26 protein-coding genes and 6 tRNA genes are annotated in these 25,531 nt (G+C 40.1%); 15 read left to right on the top strand and 17 right to left on the bottom strand.

What is annotated here, in order from left to right; all coding sequences use genetic code 11:
- Window position 1: 1 nt before the first annotated feature.
- The gene (gene ruvA / locus KKF19_02005; protein ID MBU2579713.1) at window positions 2-568 is read right to left on the bottom strand and encodes a Holliday junction branch migration protein RuvA; all 567 of its coding nucleotides are present in this window, start codon (window positions 566-568) and stop codon (window positions 2-4) included.
- Window positions 569-626: 58 nt separating this feature from the next.
- Between ruvA and rpsT the strand changes: the two genes are divergently transcribed.
- Window positions 627-887 (top strand): 30S ribosomal protein S20, encoded by a 261-nt coding sequence (gene rpsT / locus KKF19_02000; GenBank protein MBU2579712.1) that lies wholly within the window; start codon window positions 627-629, stop codon window positions 885-887.
- 151 nt (window positions 888-1,038) lie between these two features.
- Window positions 1,039-2,037 carry a LysM peptidoglycan-binding domain-containing protein gene (locus KKF19_01995; protein MBU2579711.1) on the top strand — a complete coding sequence of 333 codons (999 nt, stop codon included), beginning with the start codon at window positions 1,039-1,041 and terminating at the stop codon, window positions 2,035-2,037.
- Between the two features lie 6 nt (window positions 2,038-2,043).
- On the opposite strand, the gene KKF19_01990 is transcribed toward KKF19_01995, so the two are convergent.
- The 10 genes from KKF19_01990 to KKF19_01945 all read right to left on the bottom strand — a co-directional run bounded on the left by KKF19_01990 (window position 2,044) and on the right by KKF19_01945 (window position 10,118).
- Complete coding sequence (locus KKF19_01990) at window positions 2,044-2,409, bottom strand: TraR/DksA C4-type zinc finger protein (GenBank protein ID MBU2579710.1); 366 nt, start codon at window positions 2,407-2,409, stop codon at window positions 2,044-2,046.
- A gap of 22 nt (window positions 2,410-2,431) precedes the next feature.
- A complete protein-coding gene (locus KKF19_01985; GenBank protein MBU2579709.1) occupies window positions 2,432-2,968 on the bottom strand; it encodes a hypothetical protein in 537 nt (178 codons plus the stop codon).
- 248 nt (window positions 2,969-3,216) lie between these two features.
- Entirely contained in the window at window positions 3,217-4,464 is a 1,248-nt protein-coding gene (locus KKF19_01980) for a restriction endonuclease (protein MBU2579708.1), read from the bottom strand.
- Between the two features lie 500 nt (window positions 4,465-4,964).
- Complete coding sequence (locus KKF19_01975) at window positions 4,965-5,672, bottom strand: hypothetical protein (GenBank protein MBU2579707.1); 708 nt, start codon at window positions 5,670-5,672, stop codon at window positions 4,965-4,967.
- Window positions 5,665-6,852: a hypothetical protein gene (locus tag KKF19_01970; protein ID MBU2579706.1), complete on the bottom strand. Its 1,188-nt coding sequence runs from the start codon at window positions 6,850-6,852 to the stop codon at window positions 5,665-5,667. Before KKF19_01970 ends, KKF19_01975 begins: the two co-directional genes overlap by 8 nt.
- A gap of 33 nt (window positions 6,853-6,885) precedes the next feature.
- Complete coding sequence (gene pnp / locus KKF19_01965) at window positions 6,886-9,039, bottom strand: polyribonucleotide nucleotidyltransferase (protein MBU2579705.1); 2,154 nt, start codon at window positions 9,037-9,039, stop codon at window positions 6,886-6,888.
- 70 nt (window positions 9,040-9,109) lie between these two features.
- Entirely contained in the window at window positions 9,110-9,646 is a 537-nt protein-coding gene (locus KKF19_01960) for an NYN domain-containing protein (protein MBU2579704.1), read from the bottom strand.
- Window positions 9,646-9,915 (bottom strand): 30S ribosomal protein S15, encoded by a 270-nt coding sequence (rpsO, locus tag KKF19_01955; GenBank protein MBU2579703.1) that lies wholly within the window; start codon window positions 9,913-9,915, stop codon window positions 9,646-9,648. Before rpsO ends, KKF19_01960 begins: the two co-directional genes overlap by 1 nt.
- Window positions 9,916-9,962: 47 nt before the next feature.
- Window positions 9,963-10,034: transfer RNA gene (locus KKF19_01950), tRNA-Lys, on the bottom strand.
- Window positions 10,035-10,045: 11 nt separating this feature from the next.
- Window positions 10,046-10,118, bottom strand: a tRNA-Arg gene (locus tag KKF19_01945).
- 90 nt (window positions 10,119-10,208) lie between these two features.
- On the opposite strand from KKF19_01945, the gene KKF19_01940 reads away from it, so the two are divergent.
- The 6 genes from KKF19_01940 to KKF19_01915 all read left to right on the top strand — a co-directional run bounded on the left by KKF19_01940 (window position 10,209) and on the right by KKF19_01915 (window position 15,123).
- On the top strand, window positions 10,209-11,660 hold the full coding sequence (locus KKF19_01940) for an HD domain-containing protein (protein ID MBU2579702.1): 1,452 nt from the start codon (window positions 10,209-10,211) through the stop codon (window positions 11,658-11,660).
- Window positions 11,661-11,678: 18 nt separating this feature from the next.
- Window positions 11,679-12,668, top strand: coding sequence for a hypothetical protein (locus KKF19_01935; GenBank protein MBU2579701.1), 990 nt, complete (start codon window positions 11,679-11,681; stop codon window positions 12,666-12,668).
- 53 nt (window positions 12,669-12,721) lie between these two features.
- Window positions 12,722-12,792 (top strand) — tRNA-Ala (locus KKF19_01930).
- 213 nt (window positions 12,793-13,005) lie between these two features.
- A tRNA-Pro gene (locus tag KKF19_01925) sits at window positions 13,006-13,079 on the top strand.
- A 15-nt stretch (window positions 13,080-13,094) separates the two neighbouring features.
- On the top strand, window positions 13,095-14,237 hold the full coding sequence (locus KKF19_01920) for an NAD-dependent malic enzyme (GenBank protein ID MBU2579700.1): 1,143 nt from the start codon (window positions 13,095-13,097) through the stop codon (window positions 14,235-14,237).
- Window positions 14,230-15,123 carry an NAD(P)/FAD-dependent oxidoreductase gene (locus tag KKF19_01915; GenBank protein ID MBU2579699.1) on the top strand — a complete coding sequence of 298 codons (894 nt, stop codon included), beginning with the start codon at window positions 14,230-14,232 and terminating at the stop codon, window positions 15,121-15,123. Before KKF19_01920 ends, KKF19_01915 begins: the two co-directional genes overlap by 8 nt.
- Window positions 15,124-15,242: 119 nt before the next feature.
- Here KKF19_01915 and KKF19_01910 read toward each other — a convergent pair whose 3' ends face one another.
- Complete coding sequence (locus KKF19_01910) at window positions 15,243-15,446, bottom strand: hypothetical protein (GenBank protein ID MBU2579698.1); 204 nt, start codon at window positions 15,444-15,446, stop codon at window positions 15,243-15,245.
- A 441-nt stretch (window positions 15,447-15,887) separates the two neighbouring features.
- Here KKF19_01910 and nusA point away from each other — a divergent pair, with 441 nt between their 5' ends.
- From nusA to KKF19_01890, 4 genes are all read left to right on the top strand, one after another.
- Window positions 15,888-17,225 carry a transcription termination factor NusA gene (gene nusA / locus KKF19_01905; protein ID MBU2579697.1) on the top strand — a complete coding sequence of 446 codons (1,338 nt, stop codon included), beginning with the start codon at window positions 15,888-15,890 and terminating at the stop codon, window positions 17,223-17,225.
- 478 nt (window positions 17,226-17,703) lie between these two features.
- Complete coding sequence (gene rny, locus KKF19_01900) at window positions 17,704-19,236, top strand: ribonuclease Y (protein ID MBU2579696.1); 1,533 nt, start codon at window positions 17,704-17,706, stop codon at window positions 19,234-19,236.
- 153 nt (window positions 19,237-19,389) lie between these two features.
- Complete coding sequence (locus KKF19_01895; protein ID MBU2579695.1) at window positions 19,390-20,175, top strand: TIGR00282 family metallophosphoesterase; 786 nt, start codon at window positions 19,390-19,392, stop codon at window positions 20,173-20,175.
- A gap of 114 nt (window positions 20,176-20,289) precedes the next feature.
- The gene (locus KKF19_01890) at window positions 20,290-20,559 is read left to right on the top strand and encodes an HU family DNA-binding protein (protein ID MBU2579694.1); all 270 of its coding nucleotides are present in this window, start codon (window positions 20,290-20,292) and stop codon (window positions 20,557-20,559) included.
- Between the two features lie 192 nt (window positions 20,560-20,751).
- On the opposite strand, the gene KKF19_01885 is transcribed toward KKF19_01890, so the two are convergent.
- The 5 genes from KKF19_01885 to KKF19_01865 all read right to left on the bottom strand — a co-directional run bounded on the left by KKF19_01885 (window position 20,752) and on the right by KKF19_01865 (window position 22,016).
- Entirely contained in the window at window positions 20,752-21,021 is a 270-nt protein-coding gene (locus tag KKF19_01885; GenBank protein ID MBU2579693.1) for a hypothetical protein, read from the bottom strand.
- Window positions 21,022-21,321: 300 nt separating this feature from the next.
- Window positions 21,322-21,534 carry a type II toxin-antitoxin system HicA family toxin gene (locus KKF19_01880; GenBank protein ID MBU2579692.1) on the bottom strand — a complete coding sequence of 71 codons (213 nt, stop codon included), beginning with the start codon at window positions 21,532-21,534 and terminating at the stop codon, window positions 21,322-21,324.
- Window positions 21,527-21,778, bottom strand: coding sequence for a type II toxin-antitoxin system HicB family antitoxin (locus KKF19_01875; protein MBU2579691.1), 252 nt, complete (start codon window positions 21,776-21,778; stop codon window positions 21,527-21,529). Before KKF19_01875 ends, KKF19_01880 begins: the two co-directional genes overlap by 8 nt.
- Before the next feature lie 53 nt (window positions 21,779-21,831).
- Window positions 21,832-21,903 (bottom strand) — tRNA-Gly (locus KKF19_01870).
- A gap of 39 nt (window positions 21,904-21,942) precedes the next feature.
- Window positions 21,943-22,016 (bottom strand) — tRNA-Pro (locus KKF19_01865).
- 322 nt (window positions 22,017-22,338) lie between these two features.
- Between KKF19_01865 and KKF19_01860 the strand changes: the two genes are divergently transcribed.
- The 3 genes from KKF19_01860 (at window position 22,339) to tadA (ending at window position 25,527) form a co-directional block, all read left to right on the top strand.
- Entirely contained in the window at window positions 22,339-23,325 is a 987-nt protein-coding gene (locus KKF19_01860) for a HAMP domain-containing histidine kinase (GenBank protein MBU2579690.1), read from the top strand.
- A gap of 70 nt (window positions 23,326-23,395) precedes the next feature.
- On the top strand, window positions 23,396-23,761 hold the full coding sequence (locus KKF19_01855; protein MBU2579689.1) for a response regulator: 366 nt from the start codon (window positions 23,396-23,398) through the stop codon (window positions 23,759-23,761).
- A 17-nt stretch (window positions 23,762-23,778) separates the two neighbouring features.
- Window positions 23,779-25,527, top strand: a complete 1,749-nt coding sequence (gene tadA / locus KKF19_01850; GenBank protein ID MBU2579688.1) for a Flp pilus assembly complex ATPase component TadA — start codon at window positions 23,779-23,781, stop codon at window positions 25,525-25,527.
- Window positions 25,528-25,531: the final 4 nt, after the last annotated feature.

Here is a 25,531-nt window from a genome sequence, read left to right as displayed (position 1 = left end):
ATTATTTTCCTAAAAGTTTTAGCGCTTCTCTGACTCTGCTTGCCGCGCCTTTGGTTTTTGCGGACACTTGTTCAAGCGCTCCCCTCGCTTGTTGGATAGTATAACCCAAACTGACTAAAGCATCTATCGCGTCGCTATCCGAACTCAATCTTTTAATATCGGCGATAGGCGCGACGATTTTATCTTTTAATTCTAGAATAACACGCTCCGCCGTTCTTTGACCAATTCCAGAAACCTTAGTTAAGAGCGCTTTTTGCCCACTAGCAATCGCTTGTTTAAGAGTCGCAACTGACGCAATGGCCATAATTGAAAGCGCCGCCTTGGGACCAATGCCCCTGACGGAAATAAGGGTTTCAAAAAATTCCAGGCTCTCAAAAGACAAAAAACCGTATAAATCCAAAATATTTTCGCGCGTGTAAAGATGAACAAAAAGTTTTGCCTCTTTGCCTTTAGATAATTTATCCAAGACCGATGCCACGCCAAAAACCTTATACCCAACGCCGCCAACATTAATAATGGCAAACTTCTCCGTTTTTAATTCAATTTTCCCTTCAAGAAAAGCAAGCATACAAAAATACTACCATACCCTTGCTTAATTTGAAAGTTTGATTTATACTTTCCGTACTATGCCTATTATTAAATCAGCAAAAAAATCTCTCTTACAGAGCAACCGCAGGCGGGTTTTTAACCAACGCCGCGTCAATAAGATGAAATCTTTAATCAAGCAAGCCAAAACGCTTATTAAAGACAAAAAGAAAGAAGAAGCGCTTAAACTTCTTCCAGAATCTTACAAAGCTATTGATAAAGCGGTCAAGCGGGGAGTAATCAAAAAAAATACGGCGAACCGAAAAAAATCACGCCTAACAAAAGCCATTCAGAAAATATAGTTAAGAAATTAAAGGTCAGACCTTTCAAAACGACATCATCACGACTGCTTATTATCTAGCAACAAACTGATGGAAAGGTCTGACCTTTAATTTTAATTGTGGATACTTCTTATTGACACAAGGAAACGGTTTTGTTAGTATAATTCTGTACATGAGTACGATTAAACAATGTCTTTTAAAGAAAAGAAAACTGCTCTTAGCGGCAGTTATTTTATTTGGCTTAATATTTGCTTCTCTTTATTTAAATCGCGGCGAAACAACTACTGAAAAGAACTTAAGCGAAATTCCTTGCGTTTTAGAAAGCCCTTCAACTGGAGACACTTATTTATCAGCCAACACTTTGGCAAGTTTGTCCGTCCAAGAACAAAACCTAAACGAAGAAGGCGCTTCTTTCGCTACGCTTCATGAAAGCGTTTTTTTAGTTCAAAATAGTCCTGTCACTTTTATTAGCCAAGAGCCACGAACAGGAATTATTGATTATACAGTCCAAGAGGGCGACACCATTTCAAGCATTGCCGCCTCGTTTGGCATTAGCGTTAATACTCTACTTTGGGCAAACGAACTTAAAGAAATAAGTATTATCCGCCCAGGCGATGTGCTGACGGTCCCGCCTATCACGGGCGTAATTTGCCGCGTTAAGGACAACCAAACGATCGGATGGATTGCTAACTATTACGACGCCGACGCCAAAGAAATTATCGCCTTTAACGGGTTAAACGCCGACGGAAACATCCAAATTGGAGAAAGATTAGTTGTCCCAGATGGAAGAATGCCAACGCCAGTAGCGCCAAAAATAACTTATGTCGCGCCAAAAAGCTATGTCACTGGCGCGGGAACAGGAAAGAGTCACAATTTCCCTTATGGACAGTGTACTTGGTATGTCGCGCAAAAAATAATTGTTCCTTGGGCTGGCCACGCTAAATCATGGCTATCTAATGCGCGGGCTTATGGCCGACAAACAGGAACCACGGCTCGAGTCGGGTCAATTATCACTACTAACGAAAGTTGGTATGGCCATGTCGGATATGTGGAAGCCGTCAATGGTAGTTGGGTTACTTTTTCAGAAATGAATCACGCGGGTTGGGGCATTAAGAGTGTCCGAACCCTTCGCGTTGACGATTGGAGGATTAAGGGATATATCTATTTTTAACTAAAATTACCTCCTTCCGCAGACCGAGCAGAGTTTTGCTTCAGGGACTATTTCAAGGCGTTTAATTCGAATTTCTTTTCCGCAATTGGCGCAATTGCCATAAGTTCCTTTCTTAATCCTCTCTAACGCTTCATCAATGTCTTTTAGGCGCGTTTCAAGAGCGTACTCAACAGGCAGAAGATTCTCGTAGTCCTCTCTTTCTTCCGCTCTTTCGTCTGGACGCGAACGATTCGCGTTAAAAAACGGAAAACGCGTCAACCAGTTCCCTTTTATTTTTGGGTCTTTTCGGGCGAATGTTTTTAACTCTTTCGTTAATTTATTCTTCTCCGCCTCTAATTTCTTATTAAATTGTTCTAATGTTTTTTTATCCATATTTATAATCTTACGTTTATTTTTAAAGTTTGAAATTTAAAACAATCCTCACGACGCTTTCCTGATGCGACCATGAAATTTTCATCTTCTCGGTTTCCCCTTTGAAGGCCCGTTTAATTTGTTTGGCAATGCTGGCCGCCAATTGATTTTCGGTCGTCAAAATCTCTATCTCCCCGCCTTGTTCCTTGACAGATATAATCCTGTCCATTGGATCTCTTTCAAAGGCGCGTCTGCCAACATTTTTGACCAAGTTTAAAACTTCGCCTTTTTTATCCGCTGGCGCGTTTTTTAAAATTATCTGACCTTCAAACATTTTGTCCTTAATCATTTGGCAAGCCGGACAGATGACAATCCTCGCCGGCTTATCTTCTGAAATCTCCTTGCCTTCTTTCAAACAATGATGCCAACTCTTGCGGAAATAAACCGCGTCGCAATCCTTACACATTAAAACATTAACCTTCCCAGGCCCAAACTCGGCCTCTTCTTTGTTTGACTTAGGTCCGCGGGGCTGGCAACTCCCCTTTTTCTGTCTTTGCGATTTAATTGAAATTTTATCCATATCTTTATTTTTAATAACTTCACTCCTTCCATTTTATCACAAAAAAGCGAAAAATCAACAATGCCAAATCTTTATCTTCTATTTTATTCCCTTATTCGGCTTTCCGATAGCCGAATGATTTTTTATCTGTTCCAAAAAGATTCCTGACGCCTTTTTCCCCTATCCCAAAGGGGGACTGTCCCCAAGAGGGGACAGTCCCCAAATTATTTTTTATTTATTTTTTCATCCGAATTGTTAATTTCAAATTTCTAATAACTATGTTTAAATGCTCTTCTAAAACCAGCTTCCTCCGCTTCTTTGACAGTAAAAGCGTAAAATTCTCCGGCTCGATTACCGATTATTGTTCTATCATATTGTTGATCTATGGGTAAATGATATATCTTTGTTTGTGAGCCAAATTCATCATTATTTATATTACACTTAATTCTTGGGAATTCACCAAGTGGCTCGTTTTCTATTATTTCAACACTTAATGCATTCGCCATTTCTTTTGCTTTATTAGATAAATTTGTTGAAGTAAAAAATATTGGTCTGAGTTTATTTTCGTTTAAAAATTTGGCAAATTCTTCGAAATTTTTTGGTTTTCTATGGTTTTTAAAATTTTTAATCCAATATTCCATTGTTGTTCCGAATAATTGAAAAATATGTTTTTCACGCATTTCTTTCCAACACGCCCATCGCTTGCACTGAATAATACATACCTCATCGTCTTTTGTAGCAATGACATCTCTGCCAAGATCTGCAAAACCATCAATAATCCCCGTATATTCAACGGAATACCCTTTTTGTTCATATAAATACCCAACATACATTTCGTAATCTCTCCCAATTGCCCATTTTGATTTATATCTATTTTTTAAATATCTATCTAATGCCATTTGATTTCTCTCAACGGAGGGCAACTTTCTATATTCTTCCTGTGTAAGAAAATCTTTAACCCTATCTTTATCGTCGTCTTTATTTTCCAGATTATCATCAATTCGAACGGGAATTTCTTCATCTTCATTTTCTGCTATTAATTCCGACAACCAAGGAAATAGTTTTTCAAAATAATTAATCTTATAACTTATTATTTTATTTTCTCTAACTAATTCTCTTTTTGCGTTTTTGATAATTTTTACATTTTCTGCGGCAGTATATGCTGGATGTTTTTTATACTTTAAATATTCTTCTAATTCGCCATCTTTTAACGCAAAATAATCAGCATATGCTTCTGCGAGCCAAGGAAATCCCATTGATTTCTGTCTGGCTATTTTTTGAATCTCTTTTTTATCGTTCTTTATTTTTTCATTCCATGTTTTTACTTTTAATCTCCATTCCTCTCTATCTTTATCAATTTTTGATTCGTGTTCTTTTATTGAATTTTCCAAGTTGTCTAACTTTGGTTTTAATTCTAAATATTTTTTTGAATTGGAAATCGTCTCACGAATCCATGAAATTAAACCCCAAAGTATAAAAAATCCTATTAAAATAAATATCCAAATATAATCTTCCATAATCTTGACGAGGTTTGACCTACGAGCGCGACCTTAAGAAATGTCGCTACTCTTTATGTCAAACCTCTTTGCTTACCAATCCATCTCTCTTATTTTACCCCAACCGCCGAGACAAATCAATCAAACAAAAAAAACGACCAAGTGGCCGCTAACTTATGAAAACTACTGACTATTCTCTAAATATGTGATATATATTAGAGAGGATTTGATGCCTCGTTTTTTTTATTTTTTAGGATCAAATCCTCTCTTGTTTTTCTATAATGTAGAGATATTACCCTATCACCCTCCATCTCTTATAGGATAACCATCATCTTTTTTATATTTTATTTTCTTACAGAAAAACATTTATCTTTTGCTGTCTATTAGTCCTCCCTCCGAGGACTTTTTTATTAAAGAACTAGCCGACAATAGCCAGCAAAAAACTTACTACTATTTTACAATTTAAAAGTTATCCCTGTCAACCCCTACTTATCCACAGTTTGTCCCCATAGACCTCTTAATTAGTCAATAATTGAGTTAATAAACGCTTCTATCGTTTTTTTTGAGTTGCAAATAATAAAATATCCATCTATTTGAGCGTAGGCATATAAATCAGGCAAAGCGCCCGAAACAGAGGAAATCGGCCGCAAAAATGTCGTTTTAATCTGTCTGTATTTTTCAGTTGAAAAATTGTAGTCCTCTTTTAATTTTGGTTCAATTTTAGACAAAATTCGCTCTACTTCGGACGATGGCTGGTTTTTCTTAAATATGACAGCAAAAGGAAAAGATGTTTCTGAATTAGAAGGCATCAGAATAAAAGCGGCTTCTTGCTTAAAAAGCGGCTGAAAGTCATTTTGAATGTCTAAATTCGCTTGATTGAAGTATCCGCCCATTTTAGAAAGCGCGTTTTGACCGTAAAAATTGCTTTCTTTTAACAGCCCATAAAAGGGAGCTGTTTGATTATAAAGCGAGGCCTGGTCAATTAATCCAAAAACAACCGCTTCTTTGGGGATTAGACGGTTAAAAGACGTTTTATCGGAAAAAAAAGTATTTTGGCAGACAGTAAAAATTAAGACCAACAAAAATAAAGCAATAAACAAAAACAGCCACCTTTTGAACGGCTGTCTTTTTTTAGCGTTTAGATCTTCTCTTAAATCAACTTTCAAATTATCCGCGATTTGGTTCGGCGAACATTCGCCTTTCTTTATTTTAATATTAACTTTATTCATATTCAATCGGCATCAACGCGTTAATCGCCGCGTACATGCTCTTTTTTGAGGTCGCGATAATGAGTTTGTCGTCCACAACCGCGTAATCAATGCTTAAGTCAGAACTTGGAAAATTAAGATAACGGATGGCGATCTCATTATAAGTATTGTCTTGAAATTCTTCAGTTGCCGCCGTTAAAACATCTTGTTCGTTTAAGCCGATAAAAAGCGCTTTGAGGTCTTCTTGAATGTTCGTTTCCCAAAGATTAAGGGTTTCGCTCAAATCAGCTCCTTCTTTAAGTTGAATTACGAGCCCGAGCCGCGCGCCTTCGGGTTGGCGATACGAAAAAAAAGTGTAATTAGATTGGATAATTTCCGTTGGCAAATTAATCCCTAAAAATGAAATAAAATCGCTCAAACTAGCGTATCTTATTTCCGTCTGGCTGGTAATTTTTATTAAAATACTTTCAAGCGCGCCTTCCTCTTTTTCTTTAGCTAAAATCAATTTTAGTTCTTGAATAAACGCGTCTTCATATCCAGCTTCTAACACAATCAATTCTGTCCCGCTTGTTGGGATGAGCGATTGCGGAATATCCGGTTCCGTCGGCTGACAATCCTGGCTCATTTGGCATTGGTCCACCCCTTCTCCTTCAACGCTAACGCATTGAAAATCCTGACATTGATAATATGTCGCTATAACTGGTGGAACAACTGTTCTGACATAATTCCACCAGTAAAGAACTCCTCCTGTGCTTATTAAAATCAAGATAATCGCCAAAGCTGAAACAATTAATTTTGGCAAATTGTTTTTTTCTTTTTGAACAACTGTTTTTTTCTCCGCTTTCTTCCGCTCTTCGGCTATTTTCTGTTGCTCTTCCCTTATTTTTTTATGCTCTTCCTTCTGTTTCTGTTCTTCAATAAATTTCTGTTCTTCGTCTTTTTTTCGCTCTTTTTCTTTTAAGAGGGTCTCTTCCGATTTTCTAAATCTCAAAATAATCCGTTTAATTAAACTATCTTTCTTTTTTTCTTGCGGCGCTTTCCTAACCTCTTTTATTACGCTTTCTTTCGCGATATGCCCGCGCAAAGAATCAATGTCTTTTTGCATCGTCCTGATAACCGTTTCTTTCTTCATTTCGGTCATCACTTCAGGAACGGGCTTAACTTTAAGTGTTGCCGCCAAATTTGAATTGTTATCCTCCATAAATAATACAAAACGCGCAAAACTTAATAAGCCCTATCGCGTTTCGTCATTTACTCCCCTTAAAGTCAAACTAATTCTCCCCGTATTATCAATTTCTTTTACTTTGACGGAAATCTCTTGCCCTAAACTCAAAACATCCTCTACTCGATTGACCCGCTCATTAGATATTTCAGAAATATGGACCAGTCCGTCTTGCCCCGGAAAAATTTCAACAAAAGCGCCAAAGTCCATAATTTTAACCACTTTTCCTTTGAAAATCTCGCCCGGTTTCGCTTCACGCGTTAGGTCTTTCACTCGTTGAAGAGCCGCTTCTCCATCGCTTCCATTAACCGCGGTGATACTTACTAATCCATCGTCTTCAATATCAATTTTGGCTCCTGTTTCGGCGATAATCTCGTTAATCATTTTGCCTCCAGGACCGATAACTTTTCCGATTTTTTCTGGGTTAATCCTAATCGTTAAAATTCTCGGAGCGTAAGGTGAAAGTTCCGCCCTCGGTTCGCTAATTGCTTTTTCCATCTCGCCAATAATATGCAGTCTCGCCTTCTTCGCTCCCGCGAAAACATCTCTCAACATTTCCACCGTAACTCCATCTATCTTAACATCCATTTGGCAAGCTGTCACCCCCGCCCTCGTCCCCGCGATTTTGCAGTCCATATCACCGTGGTGGTCTTCCGGCCCTTGAATGTCGGTCAAAACTTTGTAATTTTCGGGCGAGTCCATCATCAGCCCCATCGCGATGCCGCTGATATGGCTCTTAATGGGAACTCCCGCGTCCATTAAGGCCAAACTTGAGCCGCTAACCGAAGCCATTGAAGATGAACCGTTAGAGGTAAGCACTTCCGAAACCAAACGAATCGTATAGGGGAATTTTTCTCTTTCGGGGATAAGAGGCAAAAGCGCTCTTTCCGCCAAAGCGCCATGCCCAATGTCTCGCCGTCCGGGACCGCGCATCGGACGCACCTCGCCAACGCAGAAAGGAGGAAAATTGTAATGATGGAAAAAAGGCTTTTTAGCATCCATTCGCATGTTTTCAATTGTCTGCTCATCTCCCGGAGAACCCAATGTGACTGTAGAAAGCGCTTGCGTCGCTCCTCTTTCAAAAAGAGCCGAACTGTGAGTGCGAGGCAAAAAACCAACTTTGCATTTAATTTCTCTGACCTCGTCTAATTTTCTTCCATCGGGTCTTTTTTCTTGTCCAGCGGGCGCTTTTAGAACTCCGTCGTGAACAATTCGGTTAATTTCTTCTTCAAAAATTTCGTCCATCTGCCTTTTTTTCGCTTCTATTTCCGACTTTTCCGCGCCTGATTCCACTAACTTTTCAGCCAATGTCTCAATCATTTCCCTTTTCAAATCATTCGCGTCGTCCATTCTGTCCGCGTTTTCCGGCTGAAAAATGGCTTTTTCTAATTTATCACCTAACCATTTTTTAACTTCTTCAACCAATGCCTTATCTGTTTCTGAAAGAGCTAAATCTGCCTTGACCACATTTAATTCTTTAATAATGTCTTTTTGAAACTGAATCACATTTTTAATTTGCGGCTGCGCGAACTCAATCGCGGACAACAGAACCTCTACTGGGACCTGCTCGGCGCCTCCTTCAATCATATTAATTCTTCCCTCGCGTCCAGCGGCAATCAAGTCAAAGTCGCTTTTTTCTCTCGCCTCGTAAGTCGGATTAAGAACCCAATCCTGTTCAGGACCGGCTTCTCCAACAGTCGTCCGCCCGATTCTAAAACCGGCGACAGGACCATTCCACGGAATATTGGAAATCCCCAGCGCCAAAGAAGCGGCAAGCAAAGAGGGAACATCCGAATCGTTTTCTCCGTCAAAAGACAAGACCGTCAAAATAACTTGAATCTCATTCCTAATCTTTTGGTTAAAAAGAGGCCTTAAAACTCGGTCGATCATTCTTCCCGTCAAAATCGCCTCATCCGAAGCGCGCCCTTCTCTTTTCATAAAACGGCCGCTCTTGATTTTACCGGCCGCGTAAAACTTCTCCTCGTAATCAACCATGAGGGGCAGATAATCAACATCTCTCGCTCTTTTGTCCATGGTCGCCGTCGCCAAAACAGTCGTCCCTCCATAAGTCAACAAAACCGAACCGCCGGCGCGCGTCGCCATTTGACCGACTTCAATCTTCAATTCCCGACCCGCCAAATCCATCTGAAATTTTTTATGTTCCATCTTATTATGGCCTTCAAACTTCAGAATATTAATAATTTTAATTAATACACTGCCTGTCTAAAGGCCGAATTTATTTTTTGATATTCTTCTTCCCGCCGCCGCTTCTGATTAAATACTTGCCCTTATTCTCGCTCAAATCAATGAAATCGTCTGATGCCTCCTTTAATTTAGCGGAAGCGCTTCGCTCAAAAGCAATGACTTCCGTTTGAACGCCACGAGTTAATTTAAGATATTCAACTAAAGGCACGAAATCGCCATCCCCTGTCACTAAAACAATCGCGTCAACTGCGTTAGAAAATTTAATCGCGTCAATTACGATATCAACATCCCAATTCCCCTTTTTCATTCCGCCCGGAAAAATCTGCAAATCCTTTGTTTTGACCTCAAAACCAGCCTTCTCCAAAGCGTCAAAAAAGGTTTTTTCTTCAGGTGTTTCCGTTCTTGTTGTGTAAGCGATCGCCCGAATCAACTTCCTCTGCCCGACCGCCGCCTTCAAAATCTCGTTAAAGTTCGCTCTCGCCCCGTAAAGGTTTTTGGCGGAGTGATACATATTTTGAACATCAACTAAAACAGCAACCCTCTGTTCTTTATGTTTAAGAATAGGCATTATTTTGTCTTCAGCCCCAACTTTTTGGTAACCTTCTTATAACTTTTTTCGTTTTCTTTTTTTAAATAGTCAAGAAGTTTTTTTCTTTTGGCGACCATTTTCAAAAGCCCTCTGCGAGAGTGGTTGTCTTTGGTATGCGTCTTAAGATGCTTGGCGAGTTCTTCAATCTGCTTAGTGAGAATAGCAATCTGAACCTCCGAAGAGCCAGTATCATTCTCATGCGTCTTATAATCGCCAATTATTTTTGACTTTTTACTTGGTTTTAACATATCCCCTATTCTATCAGACAAAACAAAAAAAAGCAAATTAAAACTTGTGCGCCCACCAGGATTTGAACCTGGAACCAATTGCTTAAGAGGCAACTGCTCTACCATTGAGCTATGAGCGCGAATGTTTATGTGCGCCCGGAGGGACTCGAACCCCCAACCCTCGCGTCCGAAGCGCGATACTCTATCCGTTGAGCTACGGGCGCATCTACCACCACTCTAAACCAAAACCGCCCCTCGGTCAAATTGTCTAGGGATAGATTGCGGAAAAAATCTAATCGCGTTATGATGAGACCATGAAACTTCCGAAGGAAATAAAAGATATTTTAGGGAAATTGGAAAAGGGGGGATTTGAGGCATACGCGGTGGGCGGCTGCGTTCGCGACATTCTGCTTGGCAAAAAGCCAAAGGATTGGGATATTACAACCAAAGCGAAGCCCGAAGAAATTCAAGGCATATTTCCTGACAGTTTTTACGCGAACAAATTTGGAACAGTCACAGTCAAGACGGAAAGCGAGGAAAGGGCGTTGAAAGAGGTTGAAATCACCACTTTTCGAACGGAACAAAGATACACCGACAAGCGACATCCCGATAAAGTCAGTTTCACCATCCGCGTAGAAAAAGACCTTTCGCGCCGCGACTTCACGATTAACGCGCTCGCTTTAAATAAAAAAGGAGAATTGATTGACCTTTTTGGCGGGCAAGAAGACATTAAAAAACGGCTTATTAAAGCCGTAAGGAAGGCGGACAACAGATTTGGCGAAGACGCCTTGAGAATGTTGAGAGCCATCCGTTTCACGGCGGAGTTGGGTTCGCCCGCCGGAAAATGGCAAATTGAAACCCAGACGCTGGAAGCGATTAAAAAGAACGCTGCCTGGCTTCAAGCAATCGCTAAAGAACGAATCCGCGATGAACTGATTAAAATGATTATGGCGGATGAACCAGAAGAGGCGATTGAATTATTGCGAGAAACAGGTCTGCTAAAATATATTATTCCAGAATTGGAAAAGGGGATTGGCGTCGCGCAAAACAGGCATCACATTTACAGCATTTATCGCCATTGCGTTTTGGCTTTGAAATTCGGCGCAAAAAGAAAGTACGGGCTGGAAGTCCGCCTCGCCGCTCTTTTGCATGACATTGCCAAACCGCAAACAAAAAGAGGTCAAGGGGAATATTCCACCTTTTACAACCACGATATTGTCGGCGCCCGATTCGCCGCCAACATTCTCCAACGATTGAGATTTCCCAAAAAAACAATTGAAAAAGTCGCGCATTTAGTCCGCAACCACATGTTTGTTTACGGCGTGGACGAGGTGAGCGAAACGGGCGTAAGGCGGCTTTTGAGGCGGGTTGGGCGCGAGAATATGGGGGACTTGCTCAAATTGCGAATAACTGATAGATTGGGAAGCGGATGCCCAAAGGCGGTTCCTTACAAATTAAGACATTTAGAATATCTAATTGAAAAGGTTTCCAAAGATCCTATCTCCGTCAAGATGCTCAAAATCAACGGGGACGATTTAATGAAAATTTTAGAAACCAAACCCGGACCAAAATTAGGACTAATCCTTAACGCCCTCCTCTCTGAAGCGTTAGAAAACCCAAAAATCAACACAAAAAAGAAACTCTCCGAAATAGCCAAAGAACTAAACAAACTCTCCGACAAAGAATTAAAAACGAGAGATAAAAAGATAAAAGAAAAAAAAGAAGAAGTTGACTCAGAGATGAAAGGCAAATATTGGGTTAAATAAGCCAAAAAAGGAGGTAATATGAAACAAACAAAATTAGATATTTGGGCGGAAGAGATTTTCAAAAAAACGGGTTTTATTCCTAAAAAAGAAATCAAAAGGGGAATTTATTATTCCAAAAATAATATCCGCGATTTGATTTTTGAGGGAGAATACAAAGACAAACCAGCGATTTTGAAAATTTACGACGACCCGAGAATCACGGATGAGCCACTCGCGCAAATCAGATTTAACAAGCAGAATAAAAGCAATATTCTGAAAGCGGCGGAAGTATACGATTACCAAATGGAATCGCCAAACAGAGGATGGTTGATAATGGAGAAATTGCCTTTGCGAGAGTCATTCAAAAGACCGCTTAACCCCGGGCAAAGAGAAGAATTTCTTAACGCGTATTTGGAATATCGCAAGAATTTCCCAACCAAGCCAGAACGAAAACTGGAACTCGCTGAAAATCTACCCGCGAATAAGTTTCATATTTTCAGAATAGCCCGATGGTTTCAATTAGCGCATAACAAAGAAGCCGAACTCTCTATGGCAGGCAAAAAGCCCATTATCAAGCCAAAAGAGTTTATTCCGCGATATCTTAAAGTATTGGACCTGATTGAAAAAGAATTCAAAAACAGAAAGATGATTTACTGCCACGGGCTCTTTAACCCGACCAAGATTTTCAAAGGCGAAAGCGGATATTATCTAATTGATTTCGGGCATAACAAAATGTATCCCGAGGGCTACGAGTTGTCTTTTATTATTTGGTCGGACTGGCTCATGGAGGCGAACTGGAAAATGAATTTTGCCAGTTGGGAAAAAGGGGTCAATGAATGGCTCGCGCTGATTAGCAAAACAGCCCAAAAACTTAAAATCAAAAATTTTGATTCTTTAATGAAAGCCTGCTTAGCGGAAAGAATAATGGGAGCAATTTTAGCCGACATCTGCGCCGCCGAAAGACCAAGAAAAGAAAAAGAAACAAGAATCAAGTTGTTATATCAGTTGTTTGATAAAGTGGTAAAATAAGCCAAAAACACGGGGACTGTCCCTATAATTATAGGGACAGTCCCCAAGATTCAGGGCCCATCGTATAGTGGCAGTACACCGCATTCGCATTGCGGAAACGCGAGTTCGACTCTCGCTGGGTCCACAATTTTTGTCCAAATTCTGATTTGGTTTCAAAAATTAGTGCCCCGCAGAATTGCGGGGCTGCAATTCAGATTTGGATATAAAAAAGAAACATAGCAAGAGAATTAAAGGTCAGACCTTTCAAAACGACATTATCGCGACTGCTTATTGTTTAGTGACAAACTGATGGGAAGGTCTGACCTTTAATTTCTCTTTTGCCTTTCAATAGTCAAAACGGAGCGTGGCCTAGCGGCTTAAGGCGCGGCGTTCGGATCGCCGAGATCGCAGGTTCAAATCCTGTCGCTCCGACTAAACAAAAATATTATGAATTATTACAAAGAATCGTTAAAAATGCATGAGAAAAATAAGGGGAAGATGGAAATCAAATCAAAGGTTTCTTTGAAGAATAAGGATGATTTGAGCATCGCCTATACTCCTGGCGTCGCGGAGCCATGTCGGGAGATACATAAAAACCCGGAAAATGTGTATAAATACACAATTAAGGGGAATAGCGTCGCGGTTGTGACGAACGGGACGGCTGTTTTGGGACTGGGTAATATTGGCGCCAAAGCCGCTTTGCCCGTGATGGAAGGGAAGTGCCTTTTGTTCAAGAAATTCGCCAATATTGACGCTTATCCTATTTGTTTGGATACATTAGACAACGAAGAAATTATCAGAACGGTGAAACTAATTTCGCCCGGATTTGGCGGAATTAATCTGGAAGACATCAAGGCGCCTGATTGTTTTGAAATTGAGGAACGGCTTATTAAGGAGTTGGACATTCCCGTTTTTCACGATGACCAACACGGAACAGCGATTGTTTCTCTTGCCGCTTTAATCAACGCCTGTAAAATAACCAAGAGGAAAATAAGCGAGGCGAAAATTATTCTCAATGGAGCCGGCGCGGCGGGCATTGCCATCGCGAAACTCCTCTTGGCTTATGGATTTAAAAATATGATTTTAATTGACAGCGTCGGAGCGATTTACAAAGGCAGAGAAGGGTTAAACTCGGAAAAAGAAAAGATGGCTCAAATAACTAATTTGGAAAGATTAAAAGGCGGTTTAAGCGAGGCGATTGAGGGAAGCGATGTATTTATCGGAATCTCGGTCGCGGGCGCTCTCAAAAAGGAATGGGCGGCAAAAATGGCGCCTCAATCTATTATCTTCGCCATGGCTAACCCCACTCCTGAAATTATGCCTGATGAAGCGAAAAAGGCGGGCGCTTTCATTATCGCCACGGGTCGAAGCGATTTCAAAAACCAAATCAATAATGTTTTGGCTTTTCCCGGAATATTCCGAGGTCTTTTAGACGCCCGGGTTAAAAAAGTGACGGAAAAAATGAAATTAGCCGCTGCCCAATCGCTCGCCGATTTGGTTAAAAATCCAAATCCAAACAAAATCATCCCCGCCGTCTTTGATAAAAGAGTCGTCAAAAAAATAGCTGCGGAAATTAAAAAATATGTATGATTTGATTATCATTGGCGGAGGACCGGCTGGTTTGTCAGCTGGGATATACGCCCGAAGGTATGGGATTAATTTTTTAGTTATCGGGCAAATAAAGGGCGGAACTGTCAATGAAGCCCATATTGTTGATAACTATTTGGGATTTAAGTCCATTTCGGGACCTGATTTGGCAAAGAAATTTTACGAACATTTCAATGCCAAAACCAAAAACGAACAAGTTGTAAAGTTGACAAAAAGTGGGGTTAAGTCCCCCATTTTTGAAGTGGTAACCGATAAAGGAAGGTATCAAGCCAAATCGTTAATTTTGGGATTGGGAATGAAAATGCGAAAGTTGGGGATAAAAAACGAAGATAAATTTTTAAATAAAGGAATTTCGTATTGCGCGCCTGATATTTCCACGCTAAAAAACAAAACTGTCGCCGTGGTTGGAGGAGGAGACAGCGCGTTAACTCTTGTGTTAAAGGTCTCTGATTACGCTAAAAAAGCGTACATAATTCTCCGCCGAGACGAATTTCGGGGAGCGCCAAGTTTGGTTAAAAAAGCGGAAAAGAAGGAGAATATTGAAATTCTTTATTGCGCCCAAGTCGCCGAAGCGAAGGGCAAAAAATCGCTTGAGAAAATTATTCTCAATAACGGGAACGAAGTGAAACTTAACGAACTTTTTATTGAAGTTGGCGGCGTGCCAAATGTCCATTTATGCGGCGAATTGAAAATAGAAATGGATAATAATTTTATTGCCGTCAATAAAGAACAAGCAACCAATGTCCCAGGCGTTTTCGCGGCAGGGGATATTACCAACAACCCTCTCAAACAAATTATCACCGCCTGCGCCGAAGGGGCAGTCGCCGCCACCGGGGTTTATAAGTATTTGAGGAATGTTAAGGAATGAAAGAAATACCGGGGACAGTCCCTCGCGGCGAGGGACTGTCCCCAAGAAACAAATTTAAAACCCTCCTTTTTGGGAGGGTTTTTTGTTTAGAGGTTTGGGACTCTGCGCTTATTAACCATCTAAGAAAATATAAGCGCGCCAATATTTTTAAAATCTTTAACGAAATCTGGATGATTCCTTAACTTGTTTTGTATATCTTCTTTTCCTTCTATTCTTTTCATCAACCGCATTACATCAGCGGCCTTATCTACGCGGAGTGTCTTCCCTAAATAATGTCTCAAAGCATTTAATAATATTTTTTTATCTCTTTCGTTTAATTTCATTCCGCACCCCCTTTTTTTAGAATGTTAAGAAACTAAGTTTGTTTGGGGACAGTCCCTCGCGGCGAGGGACTGTCCCCGATTTCCTAGTTGAAATTATATAAAAAACGAGGCGAAAGGTCAAGGCATTTGGGGACAGTCAAGAAATTAAAGGTCAGACCTTTAAGAACCAAGAAGGTCTGACATCGCAAGTAGCGACATTTCCGAAGGTCGCGCTTGAGAGGTCTGACCTTTAATTTCTTTCAGGCGAAAGGTCAAGGCATTTGGGTTATTTGGGGACAGTCCCTGTTGCGGGGACTGTCCCCAAATTTCGTTTGACAAGGGATTTGGAGTTGTGATAAGATAGTGATGATTTGGATGGGAGTGGGAGGAGAGTATCCGTTTTTCAAAACGGATTTTTTTAACTAATCGAGGGCTGCCCCCAAATATCAAATATTTACTATTATGGAGAAACAACCATTTGCTTCAGCAATTGAACAAATTTGCGAGGAGAAGGGCATTTCCAGAGAAAGGGTTATGGAGACCGTGGAAATGGCTTTGGCGGCCGCCTATAAGAAAGAATATGGCCGCAAAAACCAGAATATTCGGGTTGATTTTAATTTGGAAAAAGAAATGAAGGTCTTTCAAATTAAACTTGTTGTTGATAAGTCAATGTTAAAGACAGATGAAGGCGAGGAAGGGGAAATTGAAACGGAAGAAAGGAACGAAGTTAAAGGCGAAGGAGGGGAAACCGAGAGAAAAATTCGACTTAATCCAGAAAAACACATTTTAATTGAAGAAGTCAAAGATATTAATTTGAAAGAAAAGCCGATTTTCAAAGGGAAAAAATTAACCGAAAAAATAAAAGAGAAAATAAAGCCGGGAGATGAAATTGAATTTCCTTTGGAAGTCGCGGGCGATTTTGGACGGATTGCCGCCCAAACCGCTAAGCAAGTCATTATCCAGCGCATCAGAGAAGCGGAAAGAGAAGCGATTTACGAAGAATACAAAGACAAAGAAGGAAACATCGCGAGCGGTATTGTCCAAAGGATAGAGAATAATAATGTCTTTTTGGATATTGGCAAAGCGACGGGCGTAATGTTCCCGGAGGAGCAAATCCCTCGCGAATATTACCGAATTGGCCAGCGATTAAGGGTTTATATCGTTGAAGCGCACAAGGATTCGCGCGGCCCGATGGTAACTCTTTCAAGAGCGCATCCTAAAATGGTGAGCAAACTTTTCGCGCTTGAAGTCCCTGAAATTGCCGCAGAAACGGTTGTGATTAAATCAATCGCGAGAGAAGCGGGTTCTCGCACTAAAATCGCCGTTGCTTCAACGGAAGAGAGAGTTGACCCGATTGGCTCAATGATTGGGCAAAAAGGAACGCGCGTCCAAGCCGTAATTAACGAATTATCTGGCGAAAAAATTGATATTGTCCAATGGGCGGAAGACCCTTTTAAGTTTATAAGCCACGCGCTTTCTCCTGCTAAAGTGGTTAATGTTAAAATAGACAAAGAGAAAGGACAAGCCGAAGTGGCTGTGCCCGAGGACCAACTTTCTTTGGCAATCGGCGTTAAGGGGCAAAATGTCCGATTAGCCGCCAAATTAACGGGATGGAAAATTGATATTGTCGCCGCGGAGAAAGAAAAGCCGAAGGAAGAAAAAGAAGAAAAGAAAAAAAAGAAAGTAATTAAAAAAGAAGTTAAGAAAGAAATGAAGGAGAAGAAAGAGAAAAAAGCAGAGAAAAGCGAAAAAACACCTGATAAAAAAGAAAAAAAGAAAGTTAAGAAAAAAGAAAAATAGATAAATAAAATGGACTGTCTGTAAAAGGACAGTTCTTTTTATTTTGGGGATATTTTAGGGACAGTCCCCGCAACAGGGACTGTCCCTAAAATATTGAAAAAGAAAAGGTTCGACCTATGAGCGCGACCTTTAGAAAGAAATAAAAGGTCAGACCTTTCCATCAGTTTGTCACGAGAAAATAAACTGTTACGAGTTGTTGTCTTGAAAGGTCTGACCTTTTAGAAACCTTTTAGAACCGAGAAGGTCTGACATCGCAAGTAGCGACATTTCTTAAGGTCGCGCTTGAGAGGTCGGACCTTTTTGGCCGTCCCAATTGACATCTAGGCTTTTCTTTGATACGATTTTGAAAGTCATTAACTAAATTACAAATTTTCATTGGTTATGTTGCGAAGTTTGATTATTAATCGGAATATTTTAGCCCAATCGCCCTTATCGGGGTTATTTGGACTTGCAATGAAATTTGAATTGAAAACAATATATGAACAATTTAATTTTGGATGCCGTTATACTTATCGGCGCTTTAGCATTTGGCTCAATCTTGGGATATTACACCAGACAGACCATTGCTAAAAAACAGGCGGGGACTATTGAGTCAAAACTAAATAAGTTAATCAGCGAAGCGAAAGACGAAGCGAAAGAAACACTACTTCAAGCGAAAGAAAAAGCGGGCCAAGTGCTTGAAGAAATCAAAGCGCAAGAAAGAGACAGGCAAAAACAACTGACTCGGATGGAAGAGCGGTTATTGAGAAAAGAGCAGGACTTGGACCAAAAAGGCGTCCAATTTGAGGAAAAATATGACGAGTTAAAAACAAAAGTCCGCAAGGTTAAAAAAATTAAAGAAGGGCTCAATGTATTACGCCAAGAGCAAATAGAGAAGTTAGAAAAAATCGCGCAATATTCGCAAGACCAAGCGAAAGAAGAACTTCTCGCTGTCGCCGAAAAAGAACACCAACAAGCGCTCTTAGAACGATTGAGTAAATTAGAAAAAGAAGGCAAAGAAGAATTAGACAAGAAAGCGCAAAAAATCATCGCTTTGGCGATGCAAAGATACGCCGCTTCGCAATCAAGCGAAACGACTTCTTCAACCGTTCGTTTGCCGAGCGACGATTTGAAAGGAAGAATTATCGGAAAAGAGGGACGAAATATTAAGACGCTGGAAAAACTCACGGGCGTGGAAATTTTAGTTGATGATACGCCCGGCGCGATTGTCATCTCTGGCTTTGACCCTGTTCGCCGTCAAATCGCTAAAATCGCTTTGGAAAAACTAATTCTTGACGGAAGAATTCAACCAAGCCGCATTGAAGAAATGGTAGAAGCCGCTTCGGAGGAAATCAATAAGAAAGTTATTGAAGCGGGAGAGGCGACTGTCTATGATGTCGGCGTCGCGGGAATTAATCCGCAATTGATTAAACTTTTAGGACGGCTTAGATTTAGAACAAGTTACGGACAAAATATTCTTTTGCACTCATTGGAAGTGGCTCATATTGCAGGCGCGATCGCCTCAGAATTGGGCGCCAATGTTGATTTGACTAAAAAAGCGGGTTTGTTTCACGATATTGGAAAAGCGGTTGACCATGAAATTCAGGGTTCTCATGTTGAGATCGGAAGAAAAATTCTCAAAAAATTTGATGTGGACGAAAAAGTGATTGAAGCAATGCAAGCGCACCACGAGGAATATCCTTACACCAGTTTGGAATCGATCATTGTTCAAGTCGCCGACGCCATCTCCGGAGCCAGGCCAGGCGCCAGAAAAGACACCCTTGAGGCGTATTTAAAACGACTGAAAGAATTGGAAGATCTCGCCGGAGCGTTCCCTGGAGTTAAAAAGGTCTATGCAATCCAAGCCGGAAGAGAAGTGCGCGTTTTCGTTAATCCAGAAGAGATAGACGACCTCGCGGCGAACAAGTTAGCTAAAAATATCGCTGAACAGATTCATCATGACTTAAAGTACCCTGGGGAAATTAAAGTTAATGTGATTAGAGAAACAAGATCAGTGGAATACGCGAAGTAGAATTTTCAATTTCTAATTTTCAATTTTCAAATAATTTTCAATGAATTAATTTTCAAATAAGATAAAGAATAAGAAAAAACAAATTTGGAAATTAAGAAGTCAGAATATTATTTTGAAAATTGAAAATTGCTTGAGAATTGGAAATTGAAAATTATGAAAATCTTATTCTTGGGAGATATTGTTGGACGGCCGGGGCGGGAAGCGCTTAAGAAAGTTATTCCGCTTTGGCGCGATGAATTTGAACCGGACCTGATAATCGCCAATGGAGAAAATATGGCTCACGGCGCGGGGATTACTCGAAATAGTTTAGAAGAGGTCTTGGGGGCAGGTATTGACTTAGTCACTTCAGGCGACCATACTTGGAAACACAAGGAAATAGCAGGTCTTTTGGAAGATAAAAAAATTCCTTTAATTCGTCCCGCTAATTTCCCGCCCGGTTTGCCTGGAAAGGGCTATCGTTTGATTGAAATAAGGACTAAAAAGGTTTTAGTCATTAATTTAATCGGGCGGGTCTTTATGCGGCAGCAATACGACGACCCTTTTAGGAAAGCGGATAAAATCCTAAAAGCGATGTCTGAAGAAGCCGACATTATTATTGTTGACTGGCACGCTGAAGCGACAGCCGAAAAGGTTTGTTTAGGATGGTATTTAGACGGGCGAGTGACGGCTGTCTTGGGAACGCATACCCATGTTCCGACCGCCGACGAAAGAGTTCTGCCTAACGGCACCGCCTATATCTCCGATGTTGGAATGGTTGGCGTAAGGGACTCAAGTTTAGGAAGAAGAAAAGAAGACGCGATTAAAAGATATTTAACGCAAGGCAATATAAGATTGGAAGTTGCTGAGGGGCCAGTAGAAGTGGACGCTGTTTTAATAGGAACAGGAAAAAACGGAAAAGCTAATAAAATTGAAAGAATTCAAAAAATTGTTGATTTATAGCAGTTTAGTTGTTAGAATAAGCAAAGGTCGAGAAAGTAATTAAAAACGAATAATGGACAATGGACGGTGAATAATTTTGTTCGCTGTTCACTATCCGCTATTCGCTAATATAAAATGACTAAAGATGAATTAATTGAAGCGGTTGCTGGCAACTGCTGTTCAAAAAAAGAAGCGTCAGAAGCGGTTAACGCGATGCTCGACACTATCACGAGCGCGTTATCAAAAGGCAATGATGTGGTTTTGACCGGTTTTGGAAAATTCAGCGTTTCAAAAAGAGCCGCCCGCATGGGAGTCAACCCAAGAACCGGCGAAAAACTTCAAATCGCCGCGACAACAGTTCCGAAATTCAAAGCAGGCAAAGCGTTAAAAGACGCAGTGAAGTAAAGAACCGCTTTCAAAAGCATAAATAAAATCCCGATTAAATCGGGATTTTATTTTGTCTTCGGGGGCATCTTTGCGGGGGCTGCCCCCGGATTCATTCGGAGGTTGAACCTCCGCAAATTAAAAAACCGATGGTTGTTTTTGGTGTTTTACTTCAACACCACAACCATCGGTTTTTGTTTTTGCGTTACGCGCCTATTCCGTTTCATAAATCAACATAAAATAATTACTTCCACCCCCGCTAACAGCGATGCTGATAATTTTTTTTGCCCGTTCAGGATAGTCTTTTTTCCATTGAAGATATCCCTCTTTTATAAGACAGGTGTTCCATTCCTTTATTATCATCATCCCCAGACCATCATCATCATAAGGTTTTTCAGATTTTTCTTGCGATATTTGCTGTAGTTCGTATCTTGCCTTTGCTATTTCTACATCAAAACAAATTCCTATAAACAAAGACAGCATAAGGACAATAAATATTGTCCCGCCTATAGTTATCCTCGTTGGCTTCATATCCCCCCTCCTCTATGTTTTTATGTTAAATAACAATTCTTTGCTCCCATAAACTCCATTACAACCACCCCCAAATTAGCACAAAAACAATAACTTGTCAATAGTTGTGTCAAGAAAAGGACACCCCTTTCCAACTTTGTTCATTTAAAATATAAATTTCAGTTGTATTTTCTTTGGCAAGGGGTGTCCTTGAATCAAATTAAAAAAGGCAAGGAATTCCTCACCTTTTTATTGCTCTTGTTGGTTATGAAATTAAAATTTATCCCATTCTTTTTTATTTATTCCTGCTTGACGGAGAATTTCACTGACTAATCCCGCGCTGATATCGCCTTGATGTTTAGATGGGATATGAACTTTTAAAGAATCTTTTGCCATAAACTGATGTTTGCCGCCGCTGTATGGACCGTCAAAACCAAGTTTCCTGAAATTCTTAACTAATTTTCTCCAGGAGATATTTTTAGGCATGTCTTAAAATAGGAGATCTATGAGCAGCTTTTGCTTTTGGAAAATCTGGAATTTTATCTCCGTCTTGCAATTTCAAAATCAACCACTCTTCCAATACCTCACGGAGGGTTTCGCGGCATTCTTCTAAGTTTTTCTCTGAAGCCCAGACGCCTTTTAGTCCTGGAATTTCTCCAAAATAAACCCCGTCTTCTAAAATCTTATATTGCGCTTTATTTAGTTTTTGTGAAATATATCCTGTAAGCATATTTATATATTAGATAAATCAAAAAATTTTGTCAAATTTTGAGAAAAATCATGAGCGGGTAGCGGGAATCGAACCCGCGTCAACAGATTGGAAATCTGTGGTAATAGCCACTATACGATACCCGCCTTCGCAAGGCTTCGGCGGGCAAGCCCGCTAAAACCAAGTCGGGGCGACAGGATTTGAACCTGCGATCTCGGCGACCCAAGCGCCGCGCCCTAAGCCGCTAGGCCACGCCCCGATGTGATGGTATTGTAGATAAATACACAAGAGAAGTCAATTTAATTAAAGGTCAGACCTTTATCCTGCGACAAGGTCAGACATTCGGAGTAGAGACCTTTCTTAAGGTTTCGCTCAGAAGGTCTGACCTTGATTTTGCGCAGTTAAGAAAGTCTTTCGTCGGGTTCCAAAGGTCCGACCTCTCGAGCGCGACCTTAAGAAATGTCGCTACTCGTGATGTCAGACCTTTTCAGTTTTGAAAGGTCTGACCTTTAATTACGAAATCGAGACCTATCTTTGCTGTTGATAGATTGTTTTTTAAATTTGTGATATAATTTAAAGCAATGGAAAATACAATTTTAAAAAATGTTTGCGAGCAATTTAATTTCTCCAAACAGTGTCAAAAATATAATTTAAGCATTTGGCAATGTCCCAGTTTTTTAACTTTTCTAACAGGTATAGTAACTTTAATTGTCACAATTAGCACTTATGTTGTCGCGATCAAATATGCCAGCCCCGAGATTGTCGCTTTGATTGTTCTCGCCATGGCCGCCGTCCTAATGATCTTCAACTATTTGATTGTTCAGGGATTTGAAAGATTGGTTGAGGCCAACCGATTAAAAACAGAATTTGTCAGCATCGCTTCACATCAATTAAGAACGCCATTGACGGGCATTAAGTGGACAATTAACTTAATGAAGAATGAGACGACATTTCCTTTGACAGGCGAGCAAAACAGAAAATTGGAAATGATTGAAGAAAACAATCAGCGGATGATAAACTTGGTCAACGATCTCCTTAATATCTCTCGCGTTGAACAGGGACGGTTGAATATGGAGCCAGGACCCGTTCATTTAGAAAAAATTATTCAGGATTTAGTTAAGGAATATAAAGAATTTTCAAAAGCCAACAATGTTAAATTGTTTTTCACATTTAAAAAAAATTTAAAGCCCGCTTTTACCGACCGCCAAGGGATAGAATTAGTTTTACGAAATTTAATGGATAACGCGATTAGATACACCAAAGGGGGAGGAGATGTAAAAATCCGACTAACCGAAAAAGGAAATTTTATTAGATACGAAATTCAAGACCAAGGGGTGGGAATTCCTAAAGATGACCAAAAAAGAATTTTTCAAAAATTCTTCCGAAGCCAAAATGTTATGAAGTATCAAACCCAGGGAACGGGATTGGGCCTTTTTATCGCAAAATCCATCATTAACGCCTCAAAGGGGAAAATGGGATTTAAGAGTCAAGAAAATAAAGGAACAACTTTTTGGTTTGAATTGCCAATTGTAAACAAAAAACAAATTAAACAAAATGCGAATTTATGAATGAAATGCGAATAGCGCGAATGATTTATTCGCAATATTCGAATAAATTTGTAGATTAGTATTATATTTTATGAAAAAAATTCTTTTCATTGAGGATGAGCCAACTTTGCAAAAGACAGTTGATAAGTTTTTAGAAAACTCCGGCTATGAAATAAAAGGCGCTATGGATGGCGAGCTGGGTATTAAAATGGCCAAGAAATTTCAGCCAGATATAATTCTTCTTGATCTAATTCTGCCTAAAATGAATGGCTTTGAAGTTCTTGAAGAACTTCAAAGAGACGAAGCGACTAAAAACATTCCTGTTATCGTTTTAACTAACTTAGAGGGAAGTGTGGATGTTGAAAAAGCCATTTCGCTGGGAGCCAAAACCTACTTAGTCAAGGCCAACTATGAGCTAAGCGAGATTGTTAAGAAAATAGAAGAAGTTTTAAAGTAAAATTTTTAATTTTACTTATGCATGTTGAAGATTCGCAATTAAAGGCCTTTATTCTTGACGCAGGATTGATCGCTAAAGAAAATTTAAAGGAGGCCGAAAAAAAAGCAAAAGAAACCAAAGAACAATTGGCCCATTTTTTGGTTAAAGAAAAATTAATCACCCAAGAACAATTAATTAGATTAGAAGCGTACATTTTGGGAATTCCTTTCGTCAATTTAGAAAAAGAGACCATCCCTGATGAAATTCTTCAAATCATCCCCGAACCTATTGCGCGGAGACATAACATTATCGCTTTTAGAAAGAAAGGCAGAGAATTGGAGGTAGCGATGCTAAATCCGGAGGATATTCAAACAATTGAATTTATTAAGAAAAAATCCGACCTTAAAATTCTACCGCGGCTAACTAATCCTATTAGTATCAAGAACGCTCTCGCGCAATACCAAAAAACGCTCAAAGCGGAGTTTAGCGATTTAATTAAAAAAGAGGCCGAAATAGCCATCTTGCCTGAAAAAGGGAAAGAAGAAAGCCACAAAGACCTTAAGGAAGCAGCTGAACAAATGCCGATTATTAAAATTGTCGAGACCCTTTTAAAGCATGCTATTTTACAGCAGGCCTCGGATATTCACATAGAACCACTTGAAAAAGAAGTTATTGTCCGCTATCGAATTGACGGCATCTTACATGACGCAATGACTCTTCCTAAAAACATTACTTCTGGCGTTGTCGCCCGCATCAAAGTTTTGTCAAATCTAAAATTAGACGAACATCGCCTACCTCAAGATGGTCGCTTCAAAATTGAAACCAAGGATTACAAAATATCTTTTAGGGTCTCAATTCTGCCCGTTTATGACGGCGAAAAAATTGTCTTGCGGTTGTTGCCCGAAGACGCCAAGGGTCTGACTTTGGAAAAATTAGGGTTGAGAGGCGAAGCATTGGAAAAGGTTCACCAGAGCGTTAAAAAACCAAATGGATTAATTTTAGTTACCGGACCAACTGGTTGCGGCAAGACAACCGCCCTTTACACAATTATGGATATTCTTAACGAACCAGGCGTTAATATCTCAAGTGTAGAAGACCCAATTGAATATCGCATGCCAAGAATCAACCAAACGCAGGTCATGCCCCAAATCGGTCTTTCGTTCGCCAATGGATTGCGCGCTTTAGTTCGCCAGGACCCAGACATTATTTTAGTCGGGGAAATTAGAGACGAAGAAACGGCAGGTCTCGCGATTAACGCCGCTTTGACCGGCCACTTAGTTCTTTCCACGCTGCACACCAACAGCGCCGCCGGCTCTTTCCCGCGCCTGATTGATATGGGCGCCGAGCCGTTTTTAATCGCTTCAACGACAAATATTATTATCGCCAAACGGCTAGTTCGCCGCCTTATTCCCGAAACCAAGAAAAAATACACCCTAAGCCAAGATGAAATTAAAAGTTTAGAAAAAGAATTTGATATGAGCAAAATTCTTAAGGTTCTAAAAAAAGAAAAAATTATCAAGCCGAATTATGACTGGACGGACATAGAATTTTATCGTCCAGGCAAGACGGAAAAAAACGACGAGGGATACAAAGGAAGAGTCGGTATTTTTGAAGTTCTTGAAGTGAGCGAAGCGATTAAGGACTTAATCGTAAAAGAAGCCGACGCGGATAATATTCAAGAACAAGCCCAAAAAGAGGGAATGCTCACGATGCTTGAAGACGGAATGATTAAGGCAGCGCAGGGTCTAACTTCTATTGAGGAAATTCTAAGAGTAACGAAAGAATAGAATT

The organism is Patescibacteria group bacterium, assembly GCA_018830295.1.
Lineage (GTDB): Bacteria > Patescibacteriota > Minisyncoccia > Portnoybacterales > UBA2143 > JAHJSM01.
This window is presented reverse-complemented; position numbering and strand designations above follow the sequence as displayed.

Bases quoted from the DNA above. Each gene is read 5' to 3' on its own strand.
- ruvA (MBU2579713.1), bottom strand. From the start codon at position 568: ATGCTTGCTTTTCTTGAAGGGAAAATTGAATTAAAAACGGAGAAGTTT.
- rpsT (MBU2579712.1), top strand. From the start codon at position 627: ATGCCTATTATTAAATCAGCAAAAAAATCTCTCTTACAGAGCAACCGC.
- KKF19_01995 (MBU2579711.1), top strand. From the start codon at position 1,039: ATGAGTACGATTAAACAATGTCTTTTAAAGAAAAGAAAACTGCTCTTA.
- KKF19_01990 (MBU2579710.1), bottom strand. From the start codon at position 2,409: ATGGATAAAAAAACATTAGAACAATTTAATAAGAAATTAGAGGCGGAG.
- KKF19_01985 (MBU2579709.1), bottom strand. From the start codon at position 2,968: ATGGATAAAATTTCAATTAAATCGCAAAGACAGAAAAAGGGGAGTTGC.
- KKF19_01980 (MBU2579708.1), bottom strand. From the start codon at position 4,464: ATGGAAGATTATATTTGGATATTTATTTTAATAGGATTTTTTATACTT.
- KKF19_01975 (MBU2579707.1), bottom strand. From the start codon at position 5,672: ATGAATAAAGTTAATATTAAAATAAAGAAAGGCGAATGTTCGCCGAAC.
- KKF19_01970 (MBU2579706.1), bottom strand. From the start codon at position 6,852: ATGGAGGATAACAATTCAAATTTGGCGGCAACACTTAAAGTTAAGCCC.
- pnp (MBU2579705.1), bottom strand. From the start codon at position 9,039: ATGGAACATAAAAAATTTCAGATGGATTTGGCGGGTCGGGAATTGAAG.
- KKF19_01960 (MBU2579704.1), bottom strand. From the start codon at position 9,646: ATGCCTATTCTTAAACATAAAGAACAGAGGGTTGCTGTTTTAGTTGAT.
- rpsO (MBU2579703.1), bottom strand. From the start codon at position 9,915: ATGTTAAAACCAAGTAAAAAGTCAAAAATAATTGGCGATTATAAGACG.
- KKF19_01940 (MBU2579702.1), top strand. From the start codon at position 10,209: ATGAAACTTCCGAAGGAAATAAAAGATATTTTAGGGAAATTGGAAAAG.
- KKF19_01935 (MBU2579701.1), top strand. From the start codon at position 11,679: ATGAAACAAACAAAATTAGATATTTGGGCGGAAGAGATTTTCAAAAAA.
- KKF19_01920 (MBU2579700.1), top strand. From the start codon at position 13,095: ATGAATTATTACAAAGAATCGTTAAAAATGCATGAGAAAAATAAGGGG.
- KKF19_01915 (MBU2579699.1), top strand. From the start codon at position 14,230: ATGTATGATTTGATTATCATTGGCGGAGGACCGGCTGGTTTGTCAGCT.
- KKF19_01910 (MBU2579698.1), bottom strand. From the start codon at position 15,446: ATGAAATTAAACGAAAGAGATAAAAAAATATTATTAAATGCTTTGAGA.
- nusA (MBU2579697.1), top strand. From the start codon at position 15,888: ATGGAGAAACAACCATTTGCTTCAGCAATTGAACAAATTTGCGAGGAG.
- rny (MBU2579696.1), top strand. From the start codon at position 17,704: ATGAACAATTTAATTTTGGATGCCGTTATACTTATCGGCGCTTTAGCA.
- KKF19_01895 (MBU2579695.1), top strand. From the start codon at position 19,390: ATGAAAATCTTATTCTTGGGAGATATTGTTGGACGGCCGGGGCGGGAA.
- KKF19_01890 (MBU2579694.1), top strand. From the start codon at position 20,290: ATGACTAAAGATGAATTAATTGAAGCGGTTGCTGGCAACTGCTGTTCA.
- KKF19_01885 (MBU2579693.1), bottom strand. From the start codon at position 21,021: ATGCTGTCTTTGTTTATAGGAATTTGTTTTGATGTAGAAATAGCAAAG.
- KKF19_01880 (MBU2579692.1), bottom strand. From the start codon at position 21,534: ATGCCTAAAAATATCTCCTGGAGAAAATTAGTTAAGAATTTCAGGAAA.
- KKF19_01875 (MBU2579691.1), bottom strand. From the start codon at position 21,778: ATGCTTACAGGATATATTTCACAAAAACTAAATAAAGCGCAATATAAG.
- KKF19_01860 (MBU2579690.1), top strand. From the start codon at position 22,339: ATGGAAAATACAATTTTAAAAAATGTTTGCGAGCAATTTAATTTCTCC.
- KKF19_01855 (MBU2579689.1), top strand. From the start codon at position 23,396: ATGAAAAAAATTCTTTTCATTGAGGATGAGCCAACTTTGCAAAAGACA.
- tadA (MBU2579688.1), top strand. From the start codon at position 23,779: ATGCATGTTGAAGATTCGCAATTAAAGGCCTTTATTCTTGACGCAGGA.